This window comes from Bradyrhizobium sp. CCGUVB14 (assembly GCF_024199935.1).
Classification (GTDB): domain Bacteria; phylum Pseudomonadota; class Alphaproteobacteria; order Rhizobiales; family Xanthobacteraceae; genus Bradyrhizobium.
Genome location: NZ_JANADS010000001.1, coordinates 5,065,405 through 5,092,123, shown reverse-complemented (window position 1 = coordinate 5,092,123; position 26,719 = coordinate 5,065,405). Strand labels below are relative to the sequence as shown.

25 protein-coding genes are annotated in these 26,719 nt (G+C 64.1%); 11 read left to right on the top strand and 14 right to left on the bottom strand.

Going from position 1 to position 26,719, the window contains the following annotated elements; all coding sequences use genetic code 11:
• Window positions 1–10 precede the first annotated feature (10 nt).
• The 3 genes from NLM32_RS23540 to NLM32_RS23530 form a co-directional block, all read right to left on the bottom strand.
• The gene (locus NLM32_RS23540) at window positions 11–1,327 is read right to left on the bottom strand and encodes a homoserine dehydrogenase (RefSeq protein WP_254131254.1); all 1,317 of its coding nucleotides are present in this window, start codon (window positions 1,325–1,327) and stop codon (window positions 11–13) included.
• A 39-nt stretch (window positions 1,328–1,366) separates the two neighbouring features.
• Entirely contained in the window at window positions 1,367–2,587 is a 1,221-nt protein-coding gene (locus NLM32_RS23535) for an LL-diaminopimelate aminotransferase (protein WP_254131253.1), read from the bottom strand.
• 248 nt (window positions 2,588–2,835) lie between these two features.
• Window positions 2,836–3,111 (bottom strand): hypothetical protein, encoded by a 276-nt coding sequence (locus tag NLM32_RS23530; protein ID WP_254131252.1) that lies wholly within the window; start codon window positions 3,109–3,111, stop codon window positions 2,836–2,838.
• 253 nt (window positions 3,112–3,364) lie between these two features.
• On the opposite strand from NLM32_RS23530, the gene NLM32_RS23525 reads away from it, so the two are divergent.
• The 3 genes from NLM32_RS23525 (at window position 3,365) to NLM32_RS23515 (ending at window position 6,607) form a co-directional block, all read left to right on the top strand.
• On the top strand, window positions 3,365–5,185 hold the full coding sequence (locus NLM32_RS23525; RefSeq protein ID WP_254131251.1) for an alpha/beta hydrolase: 1,821 nt from the start codon (window positions 3,365–3,367) through the stop codon (window positions 5,183–5,185).
• A gap of 57 nt (window positions 5,186–5,242) precedes the next feature.
• The gene (locus NLM32_RS23520; protein WP_254131250.1) at window positions 5,243–5,641 is read left to right on the top strand and encodes an MAPEG family protein; all 399 of its coding nucleotides are present in this window, start codon (window positions 5,243–5,245) and stop codon (window positions 5,639–5,641) included.
• A gap of 198 nt (window positions 5,642–5,839) precedes the next feature.
• Window positions 5,840–6,607, top strand: a complete 768-nt coding sequence (locus tag NLM32_RS23515; RefSeq protein WP_254131249.1) for an outer membrane protein — start codon at window positions 5,840–5,842, stop codon at window positions 6,605–6,607.
• A gap of 65 nt (window positions 6,608–6,672) precedes the next feature.
• On the opposite strand, the gene argC (NLM32_RS23510) is transcribed toward NLM32_RS23515, so the two are convergent.
• From argC (NLM32_RS23510) to NLM32_RS23495, 4 genes are all read right to left on the bottom strand, one after another.
• Window positions 6,673–7,662 carry an N-acetyl-gamma-glutamyl-phosphate reductase gene (gene argC, locus NLM32_RS23510; protein WP_254131248.1) on the bottom strand — a complete coding sequence of 330 codons (990 nt, stop codon included), beginning with the start codon at window positions 7,660–7,662 and terminating at the stop codon, window positions 6,673–6,675.
• 46 nt (window positions 7,663–7,708) lie between these two features.
• Window positions 7,709–8,758, bottom strand: a complete 1,050-nt coding sequence (argC, locus tag NLM32_RS23505) for an N-acetyl-gamma-glutamyl-phosphate reductase (RefSeq protein ID WP_254131247.1) — start codon at window positions 8,756–8,758, stop codon at window positions 7,709–7,711.
• The gene (locus tag NLM32_RS23500) at window positions 8,758–9,441 is read right to left on the bottom strand and encodes an FMN-binding negative transcriptional regulator (RefSeq protein WP_254131246.1); all 684 of its coding nucleotides are present in this window, start codon (window positions 9,439–9,441) and stop codon (window positions 8,758–8,760) included. The genes argC (NLM32_RS23505) and NLM32_RS23500 overlap by 1 nt, the downstream gene beginning before the upstream one ends.
• A 225-nt stretch (window positions 9,442–9,666) precedes the next feature.
• Window positions 9,667–10,197 (bottom strand): DedA family protein, encoded by a 531-nt coding sequence (locus NLM32_RS23495; protein ID WP_254131245.1) that lies wholly within the window; start codon window positions 10,195–10,197, stop codon window positions 9,667–9,669.
• Window positions 10,198–10,471: 274 nt separating this feature from the next.
• Between NLM32_RS23495 and parE the strand changes: the two genes are divergently transcribed.
• Window positions 10,472–12,520 carry a DNA topoisomerase IV subunit B gene (parE, locus tag NLM32_RS23490; RefSeq protein WP_254131244.1) on the top strand — a complete coding sequence of 683 codons (2,049 nt, stop codon included), beginning with the start codon at window positions 10,472–10,474 and terminating at the stop codon, window positions 12,518–12,520.
• A gap of 429 nt (window positions 12,521–12,949) precedes the next feature.
• Window positions 12,950–13,735: an outer membrane protein gene (locus NLM32_RS23485; RefSeq protein WP_254131243.1), complete on the top strand. Its 786-nt coding sequence runs from the start codon at window positions 12,950–12,952 to the stop codon at window positions 13,733–13,735.
• A 76-nt stretch (window positions 13,736–13,811) separates the two neighbouring features.
• On the opposite strand, the gene NLM32_RS23480 is transcribed toward NLM32_RS23485, so the two are convergent.
• A complete protein-coding gene (locus NLM32_RS23480; RefSeq protein WP_254131242.1) occupies window positions 13,812–14,450 on the bottom strand; it encodes a hypothetical protein in 639 nt (212 codons plus the stop codon).
• Between the two features lie 138 nt (window positions 14,451–14,588).
• On the opposite strand from NLM32_RS23480, the gene NLM32_RS23475 reads away from it, so the two are divergent.
• Both NLM32_RS23475 and NLM32_RS23470 read left to right on the top strand, forming a co-directional pair.
• On the top strand, window positions 14,589–14,774 hold the full coding sequence (locus NLM32_RS23475; protein ID WP_007609848.1) for a hypothetical protein: 186 nt from the start codon (window positions 14,589–14,591) through the stop codon (window positions 14,772–14,774).
• Between the two features lie 21 nt (window positions 14,775–14,795).
• Entirely contained in the window at window positions 14,796–15,566 is a 771-nt protein-coding gene (locus NLM32_RS23470) for an SDR family NAD(P)-dependent oxidoreductase (protein WP_254131241.1), read from the top strand.
• Between the two features lie 72 nt (window positions 15,567–15,638).
• Here the strand turns inward: NLM32_RS23470 and NLM32_RS23465 are convergent, their stop codons facing one another.
• From NLM32_RS23465 to NLM32_RS23450, 4 genes are all read right to left on the bottom strand, one after another.
• Window positions 15,639–16,454, bottom strand: coding sequence for an outer membrane protein (locus tag NLM32_RS23465; RefSeq protein ID WP_254131240.1), 816 nt, complete (start codon window positions 16,452–16,454; stop codon window positions 15,639–15,641).
• A gap of 332 nt (window positions 16,455–16,786) precedes the next feature.
• Entirely contained in the window at window positions 16,787–17,557 is a 771-nt protein-coding gene (locus NLM32_RS23460; RefSeq protein WP_254131239.1) for an outer membrane protein, read from the bottom strand.
• Window positions 17,558–17,736: 179 nt separating this feature from the next.
• Window positions 17,737–18,990 carry an FAD-dependent oxidoreductase gene (locus NLM32_RS23455; RefSeq protein WP_254131238.1) on the bottom strand — a complete coding sequence of 418 codons (1,254 nt, stop codon included), beginning with the start codon at window positions 18,988–18,990 and terminating at the stop codon, window positions 17,737–17,739.
• Window positions 18,991–19,069: 79 nt separating this feature from the next.
• Window positions 19,070–20,584 (bottom strand): caspase family protein, encoded by a 1,515-nt coding sequence (locus tag NLM32_RS23450; protein ID WP_254131237.1) that lies wholly within the window; start codon window positions 20,582–20,584, stop codon window positions 19,070–19,072.
• 192 nt (window positions 20,585–20,776) lie between these two features.
• Between NLM32_RS23450 and NLM32_RS23445 the strand changes: the two genes are divergently transcribed.
• The 4 genes from NLM32_RS23445 (at window position 20,777) to fabA (ending at window position 25,512) form a co-directional block, all read left to right on the top strand.
• Complete coding sequence (locus NLM32_RS23445; RefSeq protein ID WP_254131236.1) at window positions 20,777–21,739, top strand: helix-turn-helix transcriptional regulator; 963 nt, start codon at window positions 20,777–20,779, stop codon at window positions 21,737–21,739.
• A gap of 282 nt (window positions 21,740–22,021) precedes the next feature.
• Window positions 22,022–23,566 carry a DEAD/DEAH box helicase gene (locus NLM32_RS23440; RefSeq protein WP_254131235.1) on the top strand — a complete coding sequence of 515 codons (1,545 nt, stop codon included), beginning with the start codon at window positions 22,022–22,024 and terminating at the stop codon, window positions 23,564–23,566.
• Window positions 23,567–23,694: 128 nt separating this feature from the next.
• Window positions 23,695–24,765 carry a GGDEF domain-containing protein gene (locus NLM32_RS23435; protein WP_254131234.1) on the top strand — a complete coding sequence of 357 codons (1,071 nt, stop codon included), beginning with the start codon at window positions 23,695–23,697 and terminating at the stop codon, window positions 24,763–24,765.
• Between the two features lie 216 nt (window positions 24,766–24,981).
• Window positions 24,982–25,512 carry a bifunctional 3-hydroxydecanoyl-ACP dehydratase/trans-2-decenoyl-ACP isomerase gene (fabA, locus tag NLM32_RS23430; RefSeq protein WP_254131233.1) on the top strand — a complete coding sequence of 177 codons (531 nt, stop codon included), beginning with the start codon at window positions 24,982–24,984 and terminating at the stop codon, window positions 25,510–25,512.
• A 102-nt stretch (window positions 25,513–25,614) separates the two neighbouring features.
• On the opposite strand, the gene NLM32_RS23425 is transcribed toward fabA, so the two are convergent.
• Both NLM32_RS23425 and NLM32_RS23420 read right to left on the bottom strand, forming a co-directional pair.
• Window positions 25,615–26,061, bottom strand: a complete 447-nt coding sequence (locus tag NLM32_RS23425; RefSeq protein ID WP_254131232.1) for a TfoX/Sxy family protein — start codon at window positions 26,059–26,061, stop codon at window positions 25,615–25,617.
• A 210-nt stretch (window positions 26,062–26,271) separates the two neighbouring features.
• On the bottom strand, window positions 26,272–26,682 hold the full coding sequence (locus tag NLM32_RS23420) for an iron-sulfur cluster assembly accessory protein (RefSeq protein ID WP_254131231.1): 411 nt from the start codon (window positions 26,680–26,682) through the stop codon (window positions 26,272–26,274).
• Window positions 26,683–26,719 lie beyond the last annotated feature (37 nt).

Here is a 26,719-nt window from a genome sequence, read left to right as displayed (position 1 = left end):
GGATCATGCTCTAGTTCTTCTCGATCCTGATGACCTGCGGCCGCCCGCTGATCACCTTGTCCTTCTGCACGGCGGCGAGCGCGCGGCGCACTGCGTCCTCATGTGTGGCATAGGTGATCAGGATGACGGGCACGGGGACCGCCTTGCCGTCCGCCGGGGCAGCGCCGCCATTGGGATGACGCTGCACGATCGACTCGATCGAAATCTTCTGCTCCGCGAGCCGGGTCGCGATCGCAGCCGCCGTGCCCGGGAAATCGCGCGCCAGAAGGCGGATGTAATAGCCGCCCTCGTGCCGCTCCATCGGCGCCTTCTTGGTGTCGCGCAGCTGCGCGATCGGCCGGCCGAACGGATTGGCGCGGATGCCGCGTGCGACGTCGGCGATATCGGCGACGACGGCGGACGCGGTCGCAGCACCCCCCGCACCGGGGCCGACCAGCGTAATCGGCGGAATGCCCTCGCCATCGACGGTGACCGCATTGGTGACACCCATCACCTGCGCGATCGAAGAGGTTTTTGGAACCATGGTCGGATGCACGCGCTGCTCGATGCCCTTGGCGGTGCGAACGGCAACACCGAGCAGCTTGAGCCGGTAACCGAGATCGTCAGCGGCGCGCAGATCTTCCGGCGCGATGGAGGAGATACCTTCGACATACACCGCGCTTTGAGCAACTTTCGTGCCGAAAGCGAGGCTGGCGAGAATGGCAAGCTTTTGCGCGGTATCGTGGCCGTCGACGTCGAAGGACGGGTTGGCCTCGGCATAGCCGAGGCGCTGCGCATCCTTGAGGCACTCGGCAAACGACAGGCCCTCCTGCTCCATCCGGGTCAGGATGTAATTGCAGGTGCCGTTGAGGATGCCATAGACGCGGTTGATGCCGGTTCCCGCAAGACCTTCACGTAACGTCTTGATGACAGGGATAGCGGCGCCGACCGCTGCCTCGAAATTCAGCGCACCGCCATGCTTTTCGGCGGCTTTTGCCAGCTTGATCCCGTGCTTGGCGAGCAGTGCCTTGTTCGCGGTGACGACGGACTTGCCGGCCGTCAGCGCGGCTTCGACCGCCGACAGCGCGGGATCGCCGGCGCCGCCCATCAGCTCGACGAAACAGTCGATGCCGGGATGCGTGGCGAGCGCCATCGGATCCTTGGCCCATTCGACGCCGCGCAGATCGATGCTGCGCTTCTTGGCCTTCGAGCGCGCGGTGACGGCGACGACGCGGATGCCGCGACCGCTGCGGCCCGCGAGCACGCGCGCCTGCGTTTCAATCAAACGGACAACTTCGGCGCCCACGGTGCCGAGCCCCGCTATGCCCACTTTCAGGGGTGCAACCATGATGCCTAGGAAAACCTGTCGAAGAGAACTTGAAGAGAATTAGCGCCGATTGGCGAGCGGAACGACGTTGTGCAACGTTTCGATGCCGCTTTCAAGGAAGCGACGCACGCCGCGCGCGGCCTGCCTGATCCGTTGCTCGTTTTCCACCATGGCGATGCGGACATATCCTTCGCCATGCTCGCCGAAGCCGACGCCGGGCGAGACCGCGACGCCGGATTTCTCCACCATCAGGGTCGCGAACTGCATGCTGCCGACGCTGCGGAACGCTTCGGGCAGCGGCACCCAGGCGAACATCGAGGCCTCCGGCGGCGGAATCTCCCAGCCGGCGCGGCCGAACGATTCCACCAGCGCATCGCGGCGCTTGCGATAGGTGTCGCGCATCTCCTTGATGCAGTCGTCAGGGCCGTTCAGCGCCGCGGTCGCAGCGACCTGCACCGGCGTGAATGCGCCATAGTCGAGGTACGATTTGACGCGGGCGAGCGCGGCGATCACGCGGTCATTGCCGACCGCAAAGCCCATGCGCCAGCCGGCCATCGAATAGGTCTTCGACATCGAGGTGAACTCGACGGTGACGTCGATCGCGCCGGGCACCTGGAGCACCGAGGGCGGCGGGTTGCTCTCGTCGAAATAGACCTCGGCATAAGCCAGATCGGACAGGATCAGGATCTCATGCTTCTTCGCGAAGGCGACGAGGTCCTTGTAGAAATCGAGGCTCGCGACATAGGCGGTCGGGTTCGAGGGATAGCAGACCACGAGCGCGAGCGGCTTCGGGATCGAATGCACGATCGCCCGCTCCACCGCCTCGAAGAATTGCGGCGTCGGCTCCGACGGCACCGAGCGGATCACGCCGCCCGCCATCAAAAAGCCGAAGGCGTGAATCGGGTAGCTCGGGTTCGGGCAGAGGATGACGTCGCCCGGCGCGGTGATCGCCTGGGCCACATTGGCAAACCCCTCCTTCGATCCCAGCGTCGCCACGACCTGGGTGTCGGGGTTGAGCTTCACGCCGAAGCGGCGCTCGTAATAGGCGGCCTGGGCCCGGCGCAGGCCGGGGATGCCGCGGGAGGCCGAGTAGCGGTCGGTGCGCGGCTTGCCGAGCGTCTCCTTGAGCTTCTCCAGCACATGCGGCGGCGCCGGCAGATCCGGGTTGCCCATGCCGAGATCGATGATATCGGCACCGGCATTCCGCGCGGCCGCCTTGGCCCGATTGACCTGCTCGAACACGTAAGGCGGAAGGCGGCGGATGCGGTAAAAATCGTCCATGGCTCTCTGGGCTCCGGGCAACCGGTCAGGATAGAATCGATGGGCGATGACCACCCTTCGAGGAGATCTCGCCCCACACGCAAAAATTGCTCAAAATCAAATACTTGGAGCAATTTTCGGCGACGAGGACTGAACTCCTTCGCCCTGACTCTCGGCTGAATTGAAGTCTTTTTAGCACGGAGTGGCGGGGGCGCCAGCGATTACCTTGCGCGCCCTGCGATGGCCGTCCCGCGCCGAATCGGCGGAGCTTACTTGGCGTCCTTGGCGGCGACGGCCTGGCGGTCGCGGGCGGCCGCAAGCTCGGCCTCGATCTTGGCGCGCTGCTCTGGCGGGATGATCGCCTGATCACGATCCGGCGGCAAATCGTGCACCGGCAGATAGGCCCCGGGCTCCTTGGGATGAGCCGGCGTGTCGGCGGCCGACATGTCCGCGAGCTGACTCGAACAGCCGCCCAGCGCGAGCGCCGCCATCAGCAGCACGCAGCCGGCAAGCCGCGACTTTTGCAGGTCCCACAACGCAAACACCTGGGAATTCCCCTACTCGTCCCATGCGAGGCTGTGGGAGCTTATCCCAACAACCTGCCCAAGCTCAAACCATTGCTGCCCACAAATGGTACGAGCGAGAAATCATCCAAGGCCCACGCTGGGAGAGGTGCACTGCGATTGTGACAAAAGCAAGAAGCCTTGTCGCAGTGCAGCACATCTTCCACGCGTGTTTAACGCAAAACCAGCGAGCTTCGCGGTGACGAATAGGGAATGAATCGTTACTGTCGCCTTCATGAGTAGCGCCACGACCGACACGCCCAAATCCGGGACAAACTCCGAAACGAAGTTCGATGCGGAAGCCTTCGCGATGAATGTCGCACGGGCCATGGAGAGCGGCGGCAAGGCGCTCGCCGCATATCTGAAGCCGCGCGAAACCGGGGAGGTGCAGGACCGTCCGCCGGCCGAGCTCGCCGAAGTCGTGAAGACCTTCACGTCGGTCGCCGAATACTGGCTGTCGGACCAGTCGCGGTCGTCCGACCTCCAGACCAAGCTCGCCAAGGACTATCTCGATCTCTGGGGCTCGGCTGCACGGCGGATGGCCGGCCAGGAAGCACAGCCCGCGATCGCGCCCTCGCCGCGCGACAAGCGCTTTGCCGATCCGGAATGGAAGTCGAACCAGTTCTTCGATTTCATGATGCAGCTCTATCTGCTCACGACCAAATGGGCGCAGGAGCTGGTGCACGATGCCGAGGGGCTCGATCCGCAGACGCGGCGCAAGGCCGAGTTCTACATGCAGCAGGTCACCAACGCGATCTCGCCGTCGAACTTCGTGCTGACCAATCCGGAAGTGCTGCGCGAGACGGTTGCCAGCAGCGGCGAGAACCTCGCGCGCGGCCTGACGATGCTGGCGGAGGACATCGCCGCCGGCAAGGGCATGCTGAAGATCCGCCAGTCCAATCCGGACAACCTCGTCGTCGGCGTCAACATGGCGACGACGCCGGGCAAGGTGATCTACCAGAACGAGATGATGCAGCTGATCCAGTATTCTCCGACCACGGAGAAGGTGCTGCGCACGCCGCTGCTGATCGTGCCGCCCTGGATCAACAAGTTCTACATCCTCGATCTCAAGCCGGAGAAATCCTACATCAAGTGGTGCGTCGACCAGGGCATCACCGTGTTCGTGATCTCATGGGTCAATCCCGACAAGAAGCTCGGTGCCAAGAGCTGGGAAGACTACATGAAGGAAGGCCCGCTCACGGCGATGGACGTGATCGAGCGGGTCACCGGCGAGATGAAGGTGCACACCGCCGGCTATTGCGTCGGCGGCACCATGCTCGCGACCACGCTGGCCTGGCTCGCCGAGAAGCGGCGCCAGCGCGTGACCTCGGCGACGTTCTTTGCCGCCCAGGTCGATTTCACCCATGCCGGCGATCTCCTGGTGTTCGTCGACGAGGGCCAGATCACGGCGCTCGAGCAGGACATGAAGGCGTCCGGCGTGCTCGAAGGCTCCAAGATGGCGATGGCCTTCAACATGCTGCGCTCCAACGACCTGATCTGGTCCTACGTGGTCAGCAACTATCTCAAGGGCCAGCAGCCGAGCGCGTTCGACCTGCTGCACTGGAATTCCGACGCAACGCGGATGACCCAGGCGAACCATTCCTATTACTTGCGCAACTGCTATCTGGAGAACCGGCTGTCGACCGGCACGATGGTGCTCGACAACACCCTGCTCGATCTCTCCAAGGTCATGGTGCCCGTCTACAACCTCGCCACGCGCGAGGATCACATCGCACCGGCGGAATCGGTGCTGTACGGCTCGCAATTCTTCGGCGGGCCCGTGAAATACGTGCTGTCCGGCTCCGGCCATATCGCCGGCGTCGTCAATCCGCCGGTCTCCAACAAGTATCAGTACTGGACCAACGACAACATCAAGGACGTCAACGTCGCCCAGTGGATGAAGGGCGCGGTGGAGCACAAGGGCTCATGGTGGCCGGATTGGCGCGAATGGCTCGGCGGGCTCGATCCGGAGGAAGTGCCGGCGCGCGGCGTCGGTACCGAGACGCTGCCGCCGATCGAGGACGCCCCGGGCAGCTATGTCAGGGTTCGCGCATAGCGCAATGCCGCGCGCTTTCGTATAAGCTCACGACATCGATTTGGAGGGGACCGGGTTATGACGCGCGAATTGTTCTGGCTGACGTGCACAGTGATCCTGACCGGGATCCTCTGGATTCCCTACACCATCAACCGCTGCCAGATTCGGGGCCTCGGCGGCGCGATGGCCAATCCGTCGCGCGGCGACAAGCCGCAGTCGGAGTGGGCGAACCGCCTGATGTTCGCGCATGACAATGCCGTCGAGAACCTCGTGCTGTTCGCCCCGCTGGTGCTGATCCTGAACGCGATCGACTATTCCTCGAAATGGACGGTGCTCGCCTGCGTGGTCTATTTCTGGTCGCGCGTCGCGCATCTGATCGTCTATGCCCTCGGCGTCCCCGTGTTCCGAACGCTGGCCTTCACCGTCGGCTTCCTCGCGCAGGCCGTGCTGGCGCTGGCGATCTTCAAGATCTTCTGACTGCGCACCCCGCATGCGGGGCGATGCCTGGCGAAGGCTTCAGGCCTGCGCACCCTGACGGCTGTCCGCCATCAACCGCAGCTGTTGCCGAAGGATGACAGTGCGGCAAAAACGGACTGGCGCGACAGATTGCCCGTACAGGTTGTCACCCATCCACAGCAAAATTCACGCATCGCAATTGATTGATTCGGAACAGACATGAACCGGAAGATGATTTTCGCACTCGGTGCGGTTTCGCTCGCCGCCATCGCGACGCAAGCCAACGCTGCCGACCTCGCTGCCCGCCCCTACACCAAGGCGCCGCCGATGATCGCCACCGTCTATGACTGGAGCGGCTTCTACATCGGCGCCAACGGCGGCTATGGCTCCTCGCACAATTGCTGGAACGGAACCGCCGGCTTCCCGGTCGGCATCGCCGAAGGTTGCCATGATGCGACGGGCGCCGTCGCCGGCGGCCAGATCGGCTATCGCTGGCAGAGCAGCGCCTTCGTGTTTGGCCTCGAAGCGCAGGGTGACTGGGCCGATCTCTCGGGCCGGAATACCAGCGCCGTGCTCGGCGTCGCGAACCGCACCCATATCGACGCCTTCGGGCTGTTCACCGGCCAGGTCGGCTACGCCTGGAACAATGCGCTGCTCTATGTGAAGGGCGGCGCCGCGGTCACCAGCAATCAGTACCGCGGCATCGGCACAGGCGGTCTTGCCGGGGCCGAGTTCGATGGTGCCAACGAGACCCGCTGGGGCGGCACGGTCGGCGTCGGCTTCGAGTACGGTTTTGCCCCGAACTGGTCGGTCGGCCTCGAATACGATCACCTGTTCATGGGCCGCCACGACGTCACGCTCACGGCCAACGGCGCGCTCGCGCCGGTCGGCACGTTCTCGCGCACCGATAGCATTCGTCAGGATGTCGACCTGATCACGGCCCGCATCAACTACAAGTTCGGCGGCCCGGTCATCGCCAAGTACTGAGGTCTGGAGTCCCGCACGCAGCGCATCACTCAAGAAGTCCTGCTCTGCGTGCGGCGAACAACGCCCTACTCCTCCGGCAGCCCCAGCATCAGCCGCATGTTCTGCACGGCTGCGCCCGAGGCGCCCTTGCCGAGATTGTCCAGCCGCGCGACCAGCACCGCCTGGTGATACTTGTCGCTGGCGAAGACGTAGAGCTCGAGCATGTTGGTCTCGTTGAGCGCTTCCGGTTCGAGCCGGCCGCCCTTGGTCGCTTCGTTCTGAAGCGGCATCGCCGAGACGTATTTCGAACCCGCGTAGCGCTTGGCGAGTACGGCCTGCAGGTCGGCGCCGCTGGGCTTGCCCGGCAGCGTGTCGAGCTGGAGCGGGACCGAGACCAGCATGCCCTGCCGGTAATTGCCGACCGAGGGAATGAAGATCGGCCGCCGCGTCAGGTTCGAATAGAGCTGCAGCTCCGGCAGATGCTTGTGCTCGAAGCCGAGGCCATAGAGCTCGAAGGACGGCGCGCTGCCGTCTTCAAAGCTCGCGATCATCGACTTGCCGCCGCCGGAATAGCCGCTCACCGCATTGACGCTGATGGGATAGTCAGGCGGCAACAGGCCGGCATCCACGATCGGCCGCAGCAGCGCGATGCCGCCGGTCGGATAGCAGCCGGGATTGGAGACCTTCTTCGCGGCCTTGATCCTGCTGGCTTGGTCCGGGGCGAGCTCCGGAAAGCCGTAGGCCCAGTCCGGCGCAACCCGGTAGGCGGTCGAGGCGTCGAGCACCTTCGGGCCCGAGGCGCCCATGCTGTCGATCAGCGCGACCGTTTCCCTGGCGGCATCATCGGGCAGGCAGAGGATGACGAGATCCACCTCCTCCATCAGCGCCTTCTTGGCCGCGGGATCCTTGCGCTTGTCGTCGGCGATGGTCTTCACCACGACGTCGTTCTGCAGCTTGAGCCGCTCATTGATGCCGAGCCCGGTCGTGCCGGAGCCTCCGTCGACGAAGACGGTGGCGGGCTTTGTCGTTGCGGCGCTGCTCGAGGCCTGTTTGGCGTCGACTTCAGAAAGACTCATGGCACGCTCCTTTCGAGCTTGTTCGTATCACCGTCGGCGCCTCGCCTTATGGAAACAGCGCGATCTGCTCAAGCCCCGCGGTCTCAGGAAATCCGAACATCAGGTTCATGTTCTGGATCGCCTGACCGGCCGAGCCCTTCACCAGATTGTCGAGCGTCGAAAGCACGATCGCCCGATCCTTGATGCGGTCGGCAACGACGCCGATCTGGACATAGTTGGAGCCGCGCACGTTCTGCGTCTGTGGCAGCACGCCCTTTGGGGCGACATGCACGAACGGCTCGTTCGCGTACGCATTCTGCAGTGCCGCCCGCAAATCGTCGGGCGTTGCACCGTTGAGCTTGACGTAGGAGGTACAGAATTCGCCCCGCGCCATCGGAATCAGATGCGGCGTGAAATTCACCGTCACCGCAGAGCCCGCAGCGAGGCTGATCTCCTGCTCGATTTCAGGCGCGTGCCGGTGCGTGCCGACCGAATAGGGCGACAGCCCCTCGCCCGCTTCGCTGAACAGCGTGTTCTGCTTCAGCCCGCGACCGGCTCCGGTGAGGCCCGATTTCGCGTCGATGATGATGTCATCAACGTCGATCAGCCTGGCCTTCGCCAGCGGAACCAACGCCAGCAACGCCGCGGTCGGATAACAGCCGGGACAGGCGACCAGCCGTGCCGAAGCGATCTTCTCCCGGTAGAATTCGGTCAACCCATAGACCGCTTCACCTTGCAGTTCGAGCGCGCGGTGCTCATGGCCGTACCACTGCGCGTAGGTGTCCTTGTTGCGCAGCCGAAAATCCGCGGACATATCGAGGATCTTGATCTTCGGATTGGCCTTGAGCACGGCCGCGATGATCTCTTGCGTGGTGCCGTGCGGCAGCCCGCAGAGCACTGCGTCGAGCTTGGTCCAGTCGACCTTCTCCCACTCCACGAGCCTTGGCAGGTCGAGCATGAAGAAGTGCGGAAACACTTCACTCATGGCCTTGCCGGCATGGGTGTTGGCGGTGAGCGCGGTGATCTCGGCATTCGGGTGCCGCGCCAGCAGGCGCACCGCGTCGGCTCCGGTGTAGCCGGACGCGCCGAGAATGCCGATCGTCTTCTTCGTGCTCATCACACGCCCCCTTCAGGCGCAAGCGCTTGTTGTGCTTGTATCGCATCTGTTGCGAAGGCCAACGGTCTGGCTTCGCGCATCAGGCCTGCGATCGCGCGCGAGTCCGCATTCGCCTGCGAGCCCAGCGCATCGGCGATCGCCATATAGTCGGCATCGGACTTGTGCTGGTTGAGCTTGAAGCTGCCTTCGACCTCTTCAACCGTCATGACCAGACCAACAATCCCCTTCTTCATCGCCTCGAGCCGGCCCGCCGTCATCTTGGCCGACGTCCACGGCTTCTTCGGCAGCAGCCAGTTCTCGAAGATGTCGCTGAGCGTGTCGATCTGCAGCGCCAACTCATCGTCCGACAACAGCCTGACAGCTCCGCTCAAATGCACCGACTGGTAGAGCCAAGTCGGCACCTGATCCGGCGAGACGTACCAGTCGGGCGATACATAGGCATCGGGGCCGTTGACCGCGAGCAGCCAGGACGTCGCGCCGTCCGCAAGCTTTACCAGCGGATTGTGACGGGCGACATGAAAGGCGGCCTGCGGCGTGCCGTCGGCGGAATAGGTCAGATAGAACGGCAGCGGCGACGCGATCGGCTTATGGCCATCGAAGGCGCAGATGGTGCCGAAACCGCGCTCGCCTGCGAATTTCAGGCTCGCGGCGCGGTCCGGCTTGAAAAAGGGTGGCGTGTACATCGTGGTCTCCTGCTGGGCCTTCTTGGGGGCCGCCGGATCAGATCGCGCTGACAGGAGAGAGAATGCCGCGGATCGGATCCAGCGGCAAAGACGATGATCTCAAACGCGATCGACCGCCCGAACCGCTAAAGAGCGGCGGCGGCGACGGGCGAACAAGATGGTCGCGGCGTTGATCATGGCGCGCGGCTATAGGGCGAGATGCGGTTTCCGTCAAGGTTCGCGGCGTCAGATCACCCGCCAGAGCCATTCCATGATCTTCGCGATCACGTCGCCGAACAGCAGGAGTGCCGCCGACCAGACCAGCGCCGAGACGAAATTGGCGGCCTGGAAGCTCCAATACGGCATTTCGAAAATGCCGGCGGCAAGCGGTACGGAGGCGCGCAAAGGGCCGAAGAAGCGGCCGATGAAGATGCTGGGCACGCCCCAGGTGCGCACGAAGGCCTCGCCCTTGGGCAGAAGTTCCGGATAGCGCGAGAGCGGCCACATCTGCGCGACCCGCTCCTTGTAACGAAAACCGAACCAGTAGGAGACCCAGTCGCCCAGCGCGGCACCAATGCCGCCGGCGATCCAGATCGGATAAAAGCTGATGCCGCTCACCCCGATCAGGGCGCCGATGGCGACCAGCGCGCCCCAGGCCGGGATCAGCAGCGAGATGAAGGCCAGCGATTCCCCGAACGCCAGCAGGAACACGATCGGAGCAGCCCAGGCCTGGTGATGGCGCACGAAATCGGCCAGTGCGTGCGCGTACTGCTCCATTCCAGAATAGCCTTCCCGCCCCGCCTCGAGGTCCTGTCAGATGGAAAAGACTGGTAAGCCAAGGGGTTGTGTGACATCAAGTCACAAAAACCGGCTATGGCCGGACGGCAGCGTCAAATTGCCGGGACTTGGTTGGCTTGCGGCGTAAAATCGCCGGCATTAGCTCCCACCCACAGCGTCCGGCCGGCGCTGCGGTAACCTTTCGGGGCCAGAAGTGGCATAGTCGGCCTAACCGATTCGCCGCTTGCGCGACCCTCAAAACGCATCAAGATATATGTCCAAGCAGTTGAAAACAAAAAGCAAAGACGATTTGTTCGACGGCAATGAGCCGAAGGGACGCGCGACTGCCGCGAAGGCAGCGCCACGCGCGAGCGGTGGCGAGGCCGATTACACGGCCGCCGACATCGAGGTGCTCGAAGGCCTGGAACCGGTCCGGCGCCGGCCCGGCATGTATATCGGCGGCACCGACGAGAAGGCGCTGCATCACCTGTTCGCCGAAGTCATCGACAACTCGATGGACGAAGCACTGGCCGGGCACGCGACCTTCATCGGCGTCGAGCTTTCGGCAGACGGCTTCCTCACCGTCACCGACAATGGTCGCGGCATCCCGATCGATCCGCATCCGAAGTTCCCCAAGAAGTCGGCGCTTGAAGTCATCATGTGCACGCTGCATTCGGGCGGCAAGTTCGACAGCAAGGTCTACGAGACCTCGGGCGGTCTGCACGGCGTCGGCATCTCCGTCGTGAACGCCCTCTCCTCGCGGCTCGAGGTCGAAGTCGCGCGCAGCCAGAAGCTCTACCGCATGAATTTCGAGCGCGGCCACCCCAAGGGCAAGCTCGAGGATCTCGGCAAGGTCAACAACCGCCGCGGCACGCGCGTGCGGTTCAAGCCCGACACCGACATCTTCGGCGCCAAGGCCGCGTTCAAGCCGCAGCGCCTGTTCAAGATGACGCGCTCGAAGGCGTATCTGTTCGGCGGCGTCGAAATCCGCTGGAACTGCGCGCCCGAGCTGCTCAAGGGCGTCGAGGACGTGCCGGCGGAAGCGACCTTCCACTTCCCCGGCGGCCTCAAGGATTATCTGGCCGCGGCGATCCACGCCGACACGCTGGTGCATCCCGACATCTTCTCCGGCAAGTCGGGCCGCAACGGCGCACATGGCGCCTGCGAATGGGCCGTTGCGTGGACTGCGGATGCGGACGGCTTCCTCTCCTCCTACACCAACACCGTGCCGACGCCCGATGGCGGCACGCACGAATCCGGCCTGCGCAGCGCGCTGCTGCGCGGCCTGAAGGATCACGCCGAGCGCGTCGGCCAGGGCAAGCGTGCCTCGTCCATCACCTCGGAAGACGTGATGGTTGGCGCCGCCGTGATGCTGTCGGTGTTCGTGCGCGAGCCTGAATTCCAGGGCCAAACCAAGGATCGTCTGGCTACTGCGGAAGCGCAGCGGATCGTCGAACAGGCGATGAAGGATCCGTTCGACCATTGGCTGTCGGGCAATCCGAACATGGCCAACCGGCTGCTCGACTTCGTGATCGACCGCGCTGAAGAGCGGCTGCGCCGTCGTCAGGAAAAGGAGACGGCGCGCAAGACCGCCGGCAAGAAGCTGCGCCTACCCGGCAAGCTCGCCGACTGCACCGACGCCGGCACCGAAGGCTCAGAGCTTTTCATCGTCGAGGGTGACTCGGCAGGCGGCAGCGCCAAGCAGGCGCGCGATCGCAAGACGCAAGCCGTGCTGCCGTTGCGCGGAAAAATCCTCAACGTCGCCTCCGCAGGCAAGGACAAGCTGACGGCGAACGCCCAGCTCTCCGACCTCGTGCAGGCGATCGGCTGCGGCCAGCTCCTGCAGTATCGCGAAGAGGATCTGCGCTATCAGCGCATCATCATCATGACCGACGCCGACGTCGACGGCGCGCACATCGCTTCGCTGCTGATCACCTTCTTCTACCGGCAGATGCCGAAACTGATCGACGAAGGACATCTCTTCCTCGCCGTGCCGCCGCTCTACAAGCTGACGCACGGCCAGAAGTCGGTCTACGCGCGCGACGACAAGCACAAGGAAGAGCTGATCAAGAGCGCGTTCAACGCCAACGCCAAGGTCGAGGTGAATCGCTTCAAAGGCCTCGGCGAGATGATGCCGGCGCAGCTCAAGGAAACCACCATGGATCCGGTCAAGCGGACGCTGCTCAAGGTGGTGCTGCTGCCCGACGATCGCGACACCACGGCCGACTCGGTCGAGCGCCTGATGGGCACCAAGGCCGAGGCGCGCTTCGCCTTCATCTCCGACAAGGCCGAGTTCGCCAGCGACGAGCTGCTCGACGTCTGAGACGGCGGTTCCCGCTGAAAAGCCCCGGCCCGAGGCCGGGGCTTTTTCATTTGCGGAGACGGTGCGGCCCCTTGCCGACGATCGATCCGCGAGATTCGCATCCCCGAATGCGCGACTCGGCCAGCGACTCACAATGGCCAGGCGGCAAGCCAAGGGCTGAGGCAGGATTGCCTCCGTTTCGGACAAAGGCGAATTCCTAACGAAAACCTACCGAAACGGGAGACGCCGGAATTCGCGTAATGAATTGAAATTACATGGTTTTTCTGAAACCGAGCAGGACCGCCCCTAAACCCGGCTGGCGGGCGTTTTCCGGCAACTGTGCCTGCCCTGCAACAGCATTTCGGAGAGAACCGTCTATAGTCCGGGCATCAGATCACACGGACTTCAGAGCGCTCGCGCCTGCTACGGACCAAGGTTGGGGATTTTATCATGAAGAAGATTGCACTCGCACTGACCGCGGTCGCGGCGATGACCGGTTCGGCCTCGGCGGCCGACCTTGCTGCCCGTCCCTACGTCAAGGCTCCGGTGGTTGCCCCGGTTGCCAGCTGGACCGGCTTCTACGTGTTCGGCGGTGGCGGCGGCGGTCTCTCGAACTCCGACCAGTCCGTCCAGTCGACCGTCGGCGCTGTTCCGCTGACCATCACCCAGCGTCAGGGCGGTTCGGGTTGGTTCGGCACCGTCGGCGCCGGCTACGACTGGCAGTTCAGCGGCACCTGGGTCGCCGGCGTGTTCGCTGACGGTCAGTTCGGCAGCATCCGCTCCACCGTGCAGGATCCGCTCCTCGGCCTCACTGGCAGCCAGAAGCTGGAAGACTCCTGGGCCGCTGGTGTGCGCCTCGGCTGGCTGGTCGCTCCGAACGTTCTCTCCTACGTCAACGGCGGTTACTCCGGCGCTCACTTCGGCAGCACCAACTTCACGACCCTGGCTGGCGGCCCGACCGCTGTCCACCTGAACGGCTACAACCGTAACGGCTTCTTCGTCGGCGGCGGCGTCGAGAACAGCCTGAACATCTTCGGCATCTCCTCCCCCGGCTGGTTCATGAAGACCGAGTACCGTTCGGCCTTCTACAACGCCAAGACCCAGGACGAGATCTCGAACGTCACCAACCTGCCGACCGGCGTCAACAGCATCCGCGCCAACAGCTGGAACCAGACGATCTCGACCTCGCTGGTCTACCGCTTCAACTGGACCGGCCCGGTCGTCGCCAAGTACTGAGCCGAAAAGTAGTGAGCTGAACTTCACTTCAGACGTCAAAGCCCCGGCATCGCCGGGGCTTTTTCGTTTTGAGGCCCTAGCGCGCGACGCTCGCCTTCAGCGACCGGTAAGCGTCGACCAGCCGGGCTTCGATGGCGGCCCAGTCGGTGTCGGTAATCCCCTCACCGCGCGCATCGCGGTAAGCCATCGCTTCGGCCCGCGCGACGCCGAACCGCCTGATCCCGGCATCCTCCGCGCTGCCGCCGTACGTCAGCGCCGTCACGCGCGCGATGGTCAGGCCATAGTCCTGCGGACCGACCGCCTCGCGGCGCGCCTGCCACCAGTCGAGCTCAAGGCGCGCGGCCGCCTCCACCTCGAACGTCACGGGCGCGGCCGTTGCGACATCGCGGTAGTACGCCACGAGCGCCGGCAGGGCCGCATCGGCCTCCCGGCGTGACCGGGTCGGCTGGAATGCCCGGGCCGCCTCGGCAGCGCTCAGCGCGACATGCAGGCTCTTGAACGGCGAGAAGCCGAACTGCGTCCGCGTGGACTCATAGAGATGGTAGGACAGCGCGGCATAGCGCTTGTCGTAATAGTCGCGCCACATCGCCGTCTCGAGTCGCGCCATTTCGGCCGGATCGAACGCCCGCAGATCCGCGTGCCGCGGAATGGCGGCATAGGCCGCGACAAGGACGGCTGCAGCAGCGACACCCAGAATGGTCTTGCGCACGGACATGCATCCTTCCCGCGGCCCTGCGTCCGCGGCCATTGTATCCCAACCGAAGCTACGGCTAGTCTTGCGGGAAGTTTTCGCGACCTCCGGCGATCGTTTTGCCGTGGGTCGCGGCAGAAGCAGTCGAATGGGGAGGAATGCATGCGCAGATTTCTGCTGATCGCAGGCCTGTTTGCCCTCGCCGTCGGGCTGCTCTGGATCGGACAAGGCACCGGCACGGTCGCCTGGCCCCGATCGAGCTTCATGGTCAACCAGCTGCAATGGGCCGGCTATGGCGCCGCCATGGCAGGCTTCGGGCTGGTGCTGATCTGGCAAAGCAACCAATAGAAGAAACCAGGAAGTGAAAGCATGACATCCAACCGGTTCGATCTCCGCGGCAAGGTCGCGATCGTCACAGGGGGCAATGGCGGCATCGGGCTCGGCCTCGCGCACGGGCTTGCGGACGCCGGCGCCGATATTGCCGTGGTCGGACGCAACGAAACCAAGTCGGCTGCGGCCGTTGCCGATCTCAAGGCGCGCGGCGTCAAGGCGATTTCCGTCACCACCGACGTGACCGACAAAGCCGCGGTCGCCGCGATGATCGACCGCGTCGTCAAGGATCTCGGCCGCATCGACATCCTGATCAACAACGCCGGCATGAGCATCCGCAAGCCGCCGCATGAGCTCGAGCTCGACGAGTGGAACAAGGTGATCGACACCAACCTCACCAGCGCCTTCGTCTGCTCGAAGCTGGCCTATCCGGCGCTGAAGGCGTCAGGCAACGGCAAGGTGATCAACATCGGCTCGATGATGTCGATCTTCGGTGCGAGCTTCGCGACCGCCTATGCGGCGAGCAAGGGCGGCATCGTGCAATACACGCGCGCCTGCGCCAATGCCTGGGCGCCGGACAACATTCAGGTCAATGCCATCCTGCCGGGCTGGATCGACACCGATCTCACCCGCGGCGCGCGGAAGCAGGTGTCGGGCCTGCACGAGCGCGTGCTGGCGCGTACGCCTGCGGGGCGCTGGGGCGATATCGACGACTTCGCCGGCATCGCGGTGTTCCTCGCCTCATCAGCCTCGAACTTCGTCACGGGCACCGCGATCCCCGTTGACGGCGGGTTCTCGGTGATGGCGTAAGGCAACTAACGGATCATGAAAAAAGCCCCGGCTCGCGCCGGGGCTTTGCATCAAGTCATACGCGGGAGAAACTCAGTATTTCGCGACGACAGCCGTGGAACCGAAGCGGTAGTTCACGCCGACGCGCACCGCATCAACCACATGATTGAAACGATAGGTCGCCGAGTCGGTGGGGAAGTTGACCGGATCGAACATCGTCACGTTCGATCGGCCAAGATCCACGTGCAGATATTCTCCCCTTACCGTCCAATTGGGCGCGAAGCCCCACTCTACACCGGCGCCAGCAGCCCACCCGACCCGGGTGCTGCTGTCGCTGCCTGCGAAATTGCCGGAAGTGGCAGGCGTGAAGACATTGGTGACACTGGTCCTGACCCCACCGTAGGCAAGGCCACCCGTTGCGTAGAAGAGAACCGGACCAGTCGTGACACCAACGCGACCACGGAGAGTTCCGAACCAATCGATATGGTCGCGGCCGGTTGAAACGCTCGGAACGATGCCTCCGCCCCCCGGGAAAATCACCGTCGAGGTGCGACCGATATCCGCGCCTTGGATGTCGGTTTCCACGCCAACCAGCCAGTTGGCCATCTGCCAGTTGTAGCCGACCTGCCCGCCACCAAAACCACCTTCGTGCTTGGCACCGAGGAAGCTCGGGGTGCCCCCCGCAGTCACCGCTCCCGTAAAGGGCGGCGTGAACGCGACCAAGCTTCCTGTGGACGTGGTGTCAAATGCCCAGCCACCGTTTACGCCGGCATACCAGCCGGTCCAGCTGTAGATCGGTGCAGGCGGTGGCAGAGCCTTCACGGCCATATCGGCTGCGGAAGCAGCGCCCATGGTGGCAATTGAGAGCAGCGAAGCAGTGGCGAACGCCCATCCGAAATATCTCTTCATAACCAAATCCCCAATGCGCAAAAATAATCAGATCAACATTTATGGACAGCTGTTCACTCAAACCCAGCCCAAATGTCGTACCCGCCTGGTTTCTCGACCATTTCGCTTCGGGGCGTTGCCCTCCTGCTACATAAATATGGAAGCGATCCTTCCCTACTGCGGGTTTGTGCACAGCCAAACGGCCATATTCCGCAGGCAGCGGCGTCGCCTGCCCGCACTCCCGTTGGGTGCGACTCGCGCAAAAAAAGCCCCGCCCGAAGCCGGGGCTTTGAATTTTTTGGCAGTGATCGTTTCTTGTCTTCCTAATCGTTCGTTGCGTCGAACTTCGTTGCTCAGTAGCGGGCGATGACGGGGGCGTCGAACTTGTAGCTGGCGCGGACGACGGCCCACTGGATGTCACGCGGCTTGGCATCGAAGGTGTAGTTCCCCGAGGTGCCGCCGAGCTGATAGGTCTGGCTGCCGAAGGCCGCGTAGTTGTACTCGAGGCCGACGATCCAGTTGCGGGTGATGCCGTATTCCCAGCCGGCGCCCACGGTCCAGCCGTTGGCCCAGTGAGTCTGACCGCCCGAACCCGTCGCCGGGCCGACCGTGTCGCTCACCGACAGGCGGTTGTTGACGCCGGCATAGCCGCCCTTGATGTAGAACAGGTTGTTCTGAACCGCGAAGCCGGCGCGACCGACGACGGTCGCAAGCACGTTCGCACGCCAGGTGAAGACGTCGTCGCCCGCGCCGAACGCGGTGTTCACGACGGTGCCCTTGTTGTCGAGGCCGGAGATCGTGCCTTCCATACCGAACACGTAGTTGTTGGCCTGCCAGTTGTAGCCGATCTGGGCGCCGCCCATGATGCCGGTACCGCGCTGACGATAGCCCTGGCCCGGCGTCAGATCGCCGAACGGCGCGCCGACGCCATTGTTGATGAACTGCTCATTGGTCCAGGCGCCACCGATGTGGCCGCCGACATAGAAGCCGGTCCAGTTGAACAGAGGTTCGATATAGGCGGGCGCCTTGGTGTAAGGACGCGCGGCGAGATCGGCGGCGGAAGCGGCGCCGGTCGAAACCAGAGCGGTCGTGCAGGCGAAGGCGGCAATCAATTTGTTACGCATGGTACATCCCGTGTCCTTTGACGGATGCACGCTCACACGCAGTTCTTACTCAAATTTGAATCAAGAAAGTTAAGACGCCGGATTGGCACTTCGCCCTCTTTGAATCCGGATGCGCTGTTGCAGGCAGGCAACGCAAAGCGCGCGATTTAACGCGGCGTTATCCCTACCAAATCCCTGCGCTACGACGCTGGCGCTGCCTTCGACCGCACATGCTCGGGCCGCACGCCGATCGCAAGGAAGCGCGCCGGAATCCCCTGAAGCCATGGCCATGCGGAGATCAGACGCAGCGGCAACGGCACCGTGAGCGGACGATCGCCGCCCTGAAGCGCGCCGCTGATGATGTGGTTCTGCACGATCACCTGCATCGCCTGCGTCATCTTCACAGGGAACGCGCGGCGGCGCCGCACGGCATCGAGCGCATCTTCCGATGGGCAGCCGCGCGTCAGGTCATCCGCGAGCAAATTGGCGGTCGCGACCGCATCCTGCACGGCAAGATTGACGCCGACGCCGCCCACCGGTGACATCGCATGCGCGGCGTCGCCGATGCAAAGCAGGCCCGGCCGCGTCCAGCGGCTCAAGCGATTGATCGCGACGGTGAGAAGCTTGACGTCGTCAAAACTCTTCAGGTCGGCGACGCCCTGTCTGAGGACCGGTGCCATGCGAACGACGTCGTCGAGCAGCGCCTGCAATCCCCTCGCCTTCACCGCATCGTATTGTCCCTTGGCGATGACATAGGCGCACTGCCAGTAATCGCCGCGATCGAACGTGACCATCATCTTGCCGGGCTCGATCCGCGCAAAGAGGTTCTCGGTCTCGTCCGGCTTGCGGCTGGCGCGGAACCAGAGCACGTCCATCGGCGCGCCGATCTCCTCGACGCTGAGGCCCGCGCGCTCGCGCACCGTCGAATGCCGGCCGTCGCAGGCGATGGTGAGATCGGCCGCGATGTCGACGATGCCGTCAGGCGTCCTGGCGCGTACGCCGGCGACGGCATCGCCGTGGCGGATCAGGTCGACCGCCTCGGTGTTCATCAGCACCTCGAGCGAGGTGAAGCGCTTGCCCGCCTCGCGCAGGAAGTTGAGAAAATCCCATTGCGGCATGAAGGCGATGAACGGGTACTTCGTATTCAGCCGGCGGAGATCGGCGATCCGCACCTTGGTGCCGCCGAACAAGCCGTCCATCGTCTGCAGGCGTTGATGCGGCAGCTTGAGGAAGCCGTCGATCAGGCCGAGCTCGTCCATCACCTGAAGCGTCGAGGGATGCACGGTGTCGCCGCGAAAGTCGCGGAAGAAATCCGCGTGCTTCTCCAGCACAACGACATCGACGCCGGCACGACCGAGGAGATAGCCGAGCATCATGCCGGCCGGTCCGCCGCCGACGATGCAGCAGCGGACTTTTCGAACGCGCGCAGGTTGATCCTGTGTGGCTGCTTCCATGACCCGACTCTCGCTGCTGCAATCGCTCAATCGATTGTAGCGCCAGCGGGCGTCGGGAGCATGTTCAATCTGCAACCGCTCAATTGTTGCTGCGGTTGGCCGTGCGGAAGCTTTTGACCTCGGACACGCTGCCGTCGCGGTAGGTCAATTCGACGGACATGAACTGCGTCGCGGGTGGCAGCTTTTCATAAAGCAGCATGCCGGCGGTGATTGCGGAGGGGTCTCTGAGATCGCAAGGCGGCATCTTCAGCACCTTGTCCGGTACCGCCGTGTCGATGCCGATCCGCACTTCGCGGATCGCACAGCGGTACGAGACGAGATGCGTGTAATAGACCAGCAACCCGTTGAACTGGCGGAACGACAGCCAGCTCGTCGCGGTCATGTCGAGGATCTTGCGCTGATCGCGGACCAGCGCCGCTTCGGGATCGAACTTGATCGGGAACGGGCCCTGCATGTCGCCGGACGCATCGACATAACGGACCTCGATGGTGCCGGCCTGCGCGTCCGGGGGCAGCTCGATCGATGGGTTGGGCATCCGCTTGCGCGTGCGCGGATCGAGCGTGTCCATGAAGCCGGTCTCGCGGAAATCACCGTTGCCGGCCATGCGCCAGGACACGCCGAGGGTGGGATCGGCGAAGGAGAACGTCACGCTCCAGCCGCCATTGTGCCGCGAGAAGCTTGCGATCGGCGCGTTGGTGGTCTCCTCCTTCGGCACGCGCGGCACCGAGACCGGCGGCAGCGCCGCGACTTTCTGCGGCGGTGGATCGGCCGGCCGGGCGGCAGCATCCTTCGCGGTGCCGCTGAGGAAGACGTCATCGACCATCTGATCGAAATAGACCGGCACCTGCCTGTGCTTCACGGTATCGGCCATCTCGCTGACGAGACGGCGGGTGCGCTGCGCCACCTGCACCAGGTTCTCGCCGGGCTGGAGCAACTCCTTGGCGAAGGTGCGCGTGAACACCGAATTGGGGTTGGCGTCGTCATTGGACAGACGATCGAGCGCGGTCTGGCGGGGACCGGCCGAGAACACCGAGAACACACCTTCGGGCAGTTGCACCATCGGCGCCAACCCGCCACCGCCGGCGACTGCGCGCGTGCCTGAACGCTCGAACGGATTGTTGCGGCAGGCGTCGAACACCAGGATCGAGGTGCGCGCCTTCTTGTTCTGGAGCCGCTCGACGACACGATCGGCGAGAATGGAAGCATCGCGCACCAGCTCTTCCTGGCCTTCAGTCGCCGCCGGCACATCGGTCGGCAGCAGATAGTTCTGGCCCGCGATCTCGAAACCGTGGCCGGCGTAGAAGAAGAACGCGGTGTCGCCGGGCTCGATCGCCCGGTCGAAGGCAAGCAGCGTCTCGGAGAATTGCTGGCGGTTCTGGTTTTCGGCAACCATCACCTGGAAGCCGAGCTGCTTCAGCGTATCGCCCATGGTGCGGGCATCGTTGACGGCCTTCAGGAGTTTGGGAACGTTCTTGTAGTCGTTGTTGCCGACGACGAGCGCGACACGCTTTTCGGCGTGCGCGGCACTCGCGAAACCGCCAAGGCTCGCGGCCAGGCCAAGCGCTGCCAAAATCCTGAAAACCAGACGCGTCATCGTGATAATCCCGTTGCAGAACGGCTCCCCGTTGGCTCCATGCGGAGCCTTACGCCGTTGATGTGATAGTCGGCCCAGCCGTAACGGCGGTTCAACCCGTTCGTCCCTGCAGTTCCATCATCTCGCCTATGGCAGATTCCCGCGGAATCTGCTCTTTCTTGGGCGGAATTCCGTTTGAGACGAGGGGCTGCCGTGTATCGCTGGTGCACTGACGAGGTCGAGCCTCACGACCGGTTCGATTTTTGGCGCGAGGTGCGCTCCAAGGGGCTATTCGGGGTCACGGCGGAGCTCGAGCGCGAACAGCGCGCAGGCTTTTACGGGGAGTTCTCGCTGAGCCAGGTCGGCAATGGCGCCCTTGTGGAGCTGAAGGCCTCGTCCTACGCGGTCGAGCGCAGCCAGGCCGACATCGGCTACGCGCCGGGTGACAGCATCTGCGTCTACCAGCAGCTCGGTGGCGGCGGTTGGTTCGGCGGCATGCGCTCCAGCGATTTCGCGATCGCCAATGGTGCCTTTGCCACCAGCCATACCGACCTGCCCTACCGCACGAGGCCGCTGGGCGATTCCGGTTTCCACCTGCGGATCCTGAAAATCCCCGTCAGCGGCCTTGCGACACAGGACAAGCGCACGCGCGAGCTTGCGCCCAAGGTTTTCAACGATCCCGCGCTCGCAGCTCTGCTCGATGCCTGCTTTGCCGACCTCGGCGAGGCGGCCGCCAACGATGGTTCGTCCAGCGCCGTCCCGCTCGTGCAGGCCTTGGGGCATCTGGCGCTGATCGAGCGCGGCATCGTCAGACCGGGCAGCCGGCGCGGACAGGCCGCGCTCCGGACCGCCCGCCTCTCGCTGGCGCGGCGCCTGATCGCACGCCATCTGCAAGACCCCGATCTGGCGCCGACGCGGGTGGCCGACCTGCTCGGCGTCTCCGTGCGGCATCTGCACATGCTGTTCGAAGTCGCCGATCGCAGCTTCTCCCAAACGGTGACGGAAGAGCGCCTGAAACAGAGCCGCCGCTTGATGCGCGAAGCGCCGGAGCGGCTGATCGCCGACATCGCCAGCGCCTGCGGTTTTGAGAGCCTGGCGACCTATTACCGGGTCTTCAACGCCGCCTATGGCATGGCGCCGGGCGATTTCCGGGCCCAGGCCGCAGGGGCGCGTTAACCACCGGGCCGGCTACCCGCATCGAAAAGCCCTGCCGCGCCCGGTATTTGGGCAAAAACATGAGGGTTTTTAGGGCCTTCCCGCGCCTGCTCCATTGACTTTGGCCGATTCCGCCCTATGTTCCGGGTCGACGCGGCTCGGTATCGAAGAGCGATTCCTGAGCTTGGCGCTTTGTTCGCGTGAGTCAGCACCCCCAGCTTCTTTGAGAGCGCGCCGTTTCGGGGTGGAACGCGACAGCCTTTTTACCCTCGATTCCGAACGGCGGTTTCGACCAGAGGCTCAATGTCCTTTTCCAATCTCGGACTCTCCGAAAAAGTCCTCGCCGCAGTGGCGGCCACCGGTTACACCACCCCTACCCCCATTCAGGAACAGGCGATCCCCCACGTCCTCGCACGCAAGGACGTGCTCGGCATCGCCCAGACCGGCACCGGCAAGACCGCAGCCTTCGTGCTGCCGATGCTCACCATCCTCGAAAAGGGTCGCGCCCGCGCACGCATGCCGCGCACGCTGATCCTGGAGCCGACCCGCGAGCTCGCAGCCCAGGTGAAGGAAAACTTCGACCGCTACGGCGCCGGCCAGAAACTCAACGTCGCCCTGCTGATCGGCGGCGTCTCCTTCGGCGACCAGGATGCCAAGCTGATGCGCGGCGTCGACGTGCTGATCGCCACCCCGGGCCGGCTGCTCGACCATACCGAGCGCGGCGGCCTGCTGCTCACTGGCGTCGAGCTGCTCGTCATCGACGAAGCCGACCGCATGCTGGACATGGGCTTCATCCCCGACATCGAGCGCATCTGCAAGCTCGTCCCGTTCACGCGGCAGACCCTGTTCTTCACCGCGACCATGCCGCCGGAAATCCGGCGGATCACCGAAGCCTTCCTGCACAACCCGCAGAAGGTGGAAGTCTCCAAGCCCGCCACCACAGCCGTCACCGTCACGCAGTCGCAAGTACCTGCCGGGCGCGAGGCGCACGAGAAGCGCGAGCTGCTGCGCCGCCTGCTGCGCGAGGCCAAGGATCTCAAGAACGCGATCATCTTCTGCAATCGCAAGCGCGAAGTCGCGATCGTTCACAAGTCGCTTCAGAAGCACGGTTTCAGCGTCGGCGCGCTGCATGGCGACATGGACCAGCCGGCCCGCATGGCCGCGCTCGACCAGTTCCGCAAGGGTGAGCTTCCGCTCCTGGTCGCCTCCGACGTCGCCGCCCGCGGCCTCGACATTCCCGAGGTCAGCCACGTCTTCAATTTCGACGTTCCCCACCACGCCGATGACTACGTTCACCGCATCGGCCGCACCGGCCGCGCCGGTCGCACCGGCACCGCGATCTCGATCGTGACGCCGCTCGACCAGAAGTCGATGGTGGCGATCGAAAAGCTGATCGGCCAGAGCATTCCCCGCGCCGAAGGCGATTACGAGGTGCATGCAGGGTCGGGCGAGCAGAGCGACCGTCCGCGCGAATCGCGCGGCCGCGATCGTGAACGTTCCCGCGGCGGACGCGGCAAGCCGCAGCGCGGTCGCGACCGTGAGCGCAGCCACGAGCCGCGCGAGGCGCGACACGCCTCCGAAGCAACGCCTTCGTCGGATGCAAGACCTGCTGCCGAAGCACGGCCCGCGCGCGAAGCGCGGCCTGCTCGCGAGGCAAGGCCTCCGCGCGAAGCCAGGCAATCCTCTGAGCCGCGTCATGGCGCGCGCCAGCAGGCCAACAATTCGCATGTGCCGTCGATCGGCCGCCCCGAGCCGCGCCGCCAGCGCGAAGCCGATACCGAGCCCGGCGATCACTCGCATCTTCCGGCCTTCCTGCTCCGACCGGTCCGCTCCCCCGCCGGGGCCTGACACCGCGATACACGCGTAAGTTGAACGGTCGCCCGTTTACCGACCGTTCATGATCGTCCGTTAGCCTACGAACATAATTTAAGCATTGCTGCGGTCGCTAGCGCACCGACCGCTGTGGGGTATGTTCTGTGGTCAAGGTTCTCGATGAACACGAACGCACGATGGCGTTCGCCGAGGTGGCGCTCGGTCAGATCCGGTCGCTGAAGCAGACCGCAATCCCCCGCAATTACGAGATCTGGTACGTCTACGCGACCGGCTACAATGCCCCGCTCAACAAGATCATCAACGAGACGCTGGCGCGCAACGGCAAGCTGACCGAAGCCGATCTCGAGCAGATCTACGACACCTATCTCTCCCACATCAAAACGACCGACCGCATCGACAAGGTCGGAGCGCGCGTCATCGGCGAGATCGACGACGTCGTGGAGGTGCTGAGCGAAGCACTCGGAGTGACCAGCTCTTACGACGCGAGCCTGTCGGGCGCGGCGAAGGATCTGTCATTGGCCAAAAAGGCCGACCAGCTCCAATCGATCATCGAATCCCTGCTCCGTTCGACAAGCGACATGCGCGAGAGCAACAAGACGCTCGAAGATCGGCTCATCCTGGCAAAGAACGAGATCAGCAATCTCCAGCAGAGCCTGGAAGCGATCCGCGCCGAGAGCCTGACGGATCCGCTGACGGGTCTCGGCAACCGCAAATATTTCGACCGCATGATCGGCATGGCCGTGCAGAGCGCGCTCGCGAGCGGCGAGCCGCTGTCGCTGCTGCTGTTCGACATCGACCATTTCAAATCGTTCAACGATTCCTACGGCCACCTCACCGGCGACCAGGTGCTCCGGCTCGTCGGCCTGTCCCTGAAGCAGACCATCAAGGGCCAGGACATCACCGCGCGCTACGGCGGCGAGGAATTCGCAGTCGTGCTGCCCAACACCGCGCTGCGCCAGGCTCTCACCGTCGCCGACCATATCCGCCGCGCCGTGATGGCGAAGGAATTGAAGAAGAAGTCGACCGGCGAGATCCTCGGCCGCGTCACCATCTCCGTCGGCGTCTCCATGCTGAAGCAGGGTGACGACACCGAGACGCTGATCGATCGTGCCGACGCCTGCCTCTACGCGGCCAAGCGCAACGGCCGCAACCGCGTGATCTGCGAAGTCGATCCCGAATACGCGGTCGAGACGCACAACCGGGTGGTGGCCTGAGCCGCCTAGCCGTCGCTGACGGTCGCGTGCTCGCCGACGAAACCTGCGTCCATGTCGTGCGGGATCTGCGCGTCGGCCTCACCACGTCCGCAGCCTGACATCGCCGCGGCAGGGTCTGTCCGATGGCGCGCTTGACATTGTTCCCGGACGAACGACATCTGAGGCTGTGTCGCCGGTCCCATGCACCTGACCGTGCCCCATAGAGGTTCTGTCGCCTTGCCAAACCCGCATGATTTTCACACGCCACAACCGTCCTACACCAAGGACGAGCTGCTGAGATCGAGCGAGGGCGGCTATTTCGGCCCGGGCAATGCGCAATTGCCGGCTCCGCCGATGCTGATGATGGACCGCATTACCGAGATCAGCCTGGACGGCGGCGAATTCCGCAAGGGCCATATCGTCGGCGAGCTCGACATTGCGCCGGAGCACTGGTTCTTCGATTGTCACTATCGCGGTGACGCGATGATGCCGGGAAGTCTGGGCCTGGATGCGATGTGGCAGATGGTCGGCTACTGGCTCGGCTGGTCGGGCTCACCGGGCAAGGGCCGCGCCATCGGCGTCGGCGAAGTCGAGGTCACGGGCGCCATCACGCCACAGACGCGATCCGTCCGCTACGAGGTCGCCATGCGCATGGTCCGCCGCGGCAAGCTGGTGCTCGGGATTGCCGACGGGCGTGTGGTTGCGGACGGCGCGTGCGTCTTCACCGCGAAGGATATGAGGGTTGGTTTGACGAAAGCCGTGGACTGAGCCTCAGGTGCCGTAGGGTGGGCAAAGGCGCACCGCGCCGTGCCCACGAACTCGGCATGACTATTTCGAACCGTGGGCACGCTTCCGCCTTCGCTCTGCGAGCTACGGCGGACGAGTCGCTTTGCCCACCCTACGGATCGTCTTCTTGGCTGCCTTCTTGGCCGGCCTCTTCTTCGCAATAGCCTTCTTCGGCGCGACCTTCTTCGCTGCCGCCTTCTTCGGCCGCTTCCTGACCTTGGCACGCTGGGCGGCGGCAAGCGCCGCCCTCGCCCACTGCACAAAATCCTCGGAATCATCGAACAGGCGCGCCGGCAGCTCCCAGTAGGAGTTCACCAGCACCGTCTTGGCACGGGTGGAATACTGGAACGGTTTTGAGCCTTCGGCTTCGAAGTCGGGGATCGTGATCTCATCGGCCCGGAAGAACAGGCCGGCGCGCAAGGACAGCGCGAAGTTGACCCCGTCGACGGAAATGCCGTGGCCGGAGAACATCTTTCGCACGGTGACGGGACCGAAACTGGAAAACAGGTCGATCAGGAATTCGCGGTCCATGGCCCAACTCTCTCCCCAGCATCGTCCTGGCGAAAGCCAGGACCCCAGCGCGAGCGCTTTGCGCTCGTCGCCATAGCCACAGGGAGGAGTTTAGCGAAGACTGGTCGTGGTGCCAGCTCCGGTACGGATATCTCGCCCTAAAGAGAGATCACGCGGTATGGGTTCCTGCGTTCGCAGGGACGACAGCGGAGTTATTGGCGCGAGCCGGGTTTACCCGTCGATCTTGGCCGGACGCAGCTCGACCGATTCGCCGCAGCCGCAGGCGGAAATCTGGTTGGGGTTGTTGAAGACGAACTGGGCCTGCATCTTGTCGGCCTTGTAGTCCATCTCGGTGCCGAGCAGGAACAGCACGGCCTTGGGGTCGACCAGGATCTTGACGCCCTTGTCCTCGACGACCTCATCGGTCGCGCGGATCTCGTGGGCGTATTCGACCGTGTAGGACTGGCCGGCGCAGCCGCCGTTCTTGACGCCGACGCGCAGGCCGACGATCTCGGAATCGGCGCGCTGGGTGAGTTCGGAGATGCGCTGGGCAGCGGCATCCGTCAACCGCATCACCTGCGGGCGGGGCCGCCGCGGCTTCGGAGTGGATGCTGGTGTCGAGCCGGACGAAATCTGTGTCATGTCAGTGATGTGGTCCGTTGCTGAACGAATTCAATGC

Excerpts from the sequence above, each read along its gene's own strand:
- argC (WP_254131248.1), bottom strand. The coding sequence starts at position 7,662 with ATGAGTCTTTCTGAAGTCGACGCCAAACAGGCCTCGAGCAGCGCCGCA.
- argC (WP_254131247.1), bottom strand. The coding sequence starts at position 8,758 with ATGAGCACGAAGAAGACGATCGGCATTCTCGGCGCGTCCGGCTACACC.
- NLM32_RS23495 (WP_254131245.1), bottom strand. The coding sequence starts at position 10,197 with ATGGAGCAGTACGCGCACGCACTGGCCGATTTCGTGCGCCATCACCAG.
- NLM32_RS23480 (WP_254131242.1), bottom strand. The coding sequence starts at position 14,450 with ATGTCCGTGCGCAAGACCATTCTGGGTGTCGCTGCTGCAGCCGTCCTT.
- NLM32_RS23535 (WP_254131253.1), bottom strand. The coding sequence starts at position 2,587 with ATGGACGATTTTTACCGCATCCGCCGCCTTCCGCCTTACGTGTTCGAG.
- NLM32_RS23455 (WP_254131238.1), bottom strand. The coding sequence starts at position 18,990 with ATGGAAGCAGCCACACAGGATCAACCTGCGCGCGTTCGAAAAGTCCGC.
- NLM32_RS23470 (WP_254131241.1), top strand. The coding sequence starts at position 14,796 with ATGACATCCAACCGGTTCGATCTCCGCGGCAAGGTCGCGATCGTCACA.
- NLM32_RS23465 (WP_254131240.1), bottom strand. The coding sequence starts at position 16,454 with ATGAAGAGATATTTCGGATGGGCGTTCGCCACTGCTTCGCTGCTCTCA.
- parE (WP_254131244.1), top strand. The coding sequence starts at position 10,472 with ATGTCCAAGCAGTTGAAAACAAAAAGCAAAGACGATTTGTTCGACGGC.
- NLM32_RS23485 (WP_254131243.1), top strand. The coding sequence starts at position 12,950 with ATGAAGAAGATTGCACTCGCACTGACCGCGGTCGCGGCGATGACCGGT.
- NLM32_RS23450 (WP_254131237.1), bottom strand. The coding sequence starts at position 20,584 with ATGACGCGTCTGGTTTTCAGGATTTTGGCAGCGCTTGGCCTGGCCGCG.
- NLM32_RS23525 (WP_254131251.1), top strand. The coding sequence starts at position 3,365 with ATGAGTAGCGCCACGACCGACACGCCCAAATCCGGGACAAACTCCGAA.
- NLM32_RS23460 (WP_254131239.1), bottom strand. The coding sequence starts at position 17,557 with ATGCGTAACAAATTGATTGCCGCCTTCGCCTGCACGACCGCTCTGGTT.
- NLM32_RS23540 (WP_254131254.1), bottom strand. The coding sequence starts at position 1,327 with ATGGTTGCACCCCTGAAAGTGGGCATAGCGGGGCTCGGCACCGTGGGC.
- NLM32_RS23440 (WP_254131235.1), top strand. The coding sequence starts at position 22,022 with ATGTCCTTTTCCAATCTCGGACTCTCCGAAAAAGTCCTCGCCGCAGTG.
- NLM32_RS23515 (WP_254131249.1), top strand. The coding sequence starts at position 5,840 with ATGAACCGGAAGATGATTTTCGCACTCGGTGCGGTTTCGCTCGCCGCC.
- NLM32_RS23425 (WP_254131232.1), bottom strand. The coding sequence starts at position 26,061 with ATGGACCGCGAATTCCTGATCGACCTGTTTTCCAGTTTCGGTCCCGTC.
- NLM32_RS23500 (WP_254131246.1), bottom strand. The coding sequence starts at position 9,441 with ATGTACACGCCACCCTTTTTCAAGCCGGACCGCGCCGCGAGCCTGAAA.
- NLM32_RS23520 (WP_254131250.1), top strand. The coding sequence starts at position 5,243 with ATGACGCGCGAATTGTTCTGGCTGACGTGCACAGTGATCCTGACCGGG.
- NLM32_RS23420 (WP_254131231.1), bottom strand. The coding sequence starts at position 26,682 with ATGACACAGATTTCGTCCGGCTCGACACCAGCATCCACTCCGAAGCCG.
- NLM32_RS23475 (WP_007609848.1), top strand. The coding sequence starts at position 14,589 with ATGCGCAGATTTCTGCTGATCGCAGGCCTGTTTGCCCTCGCCGTCGGG.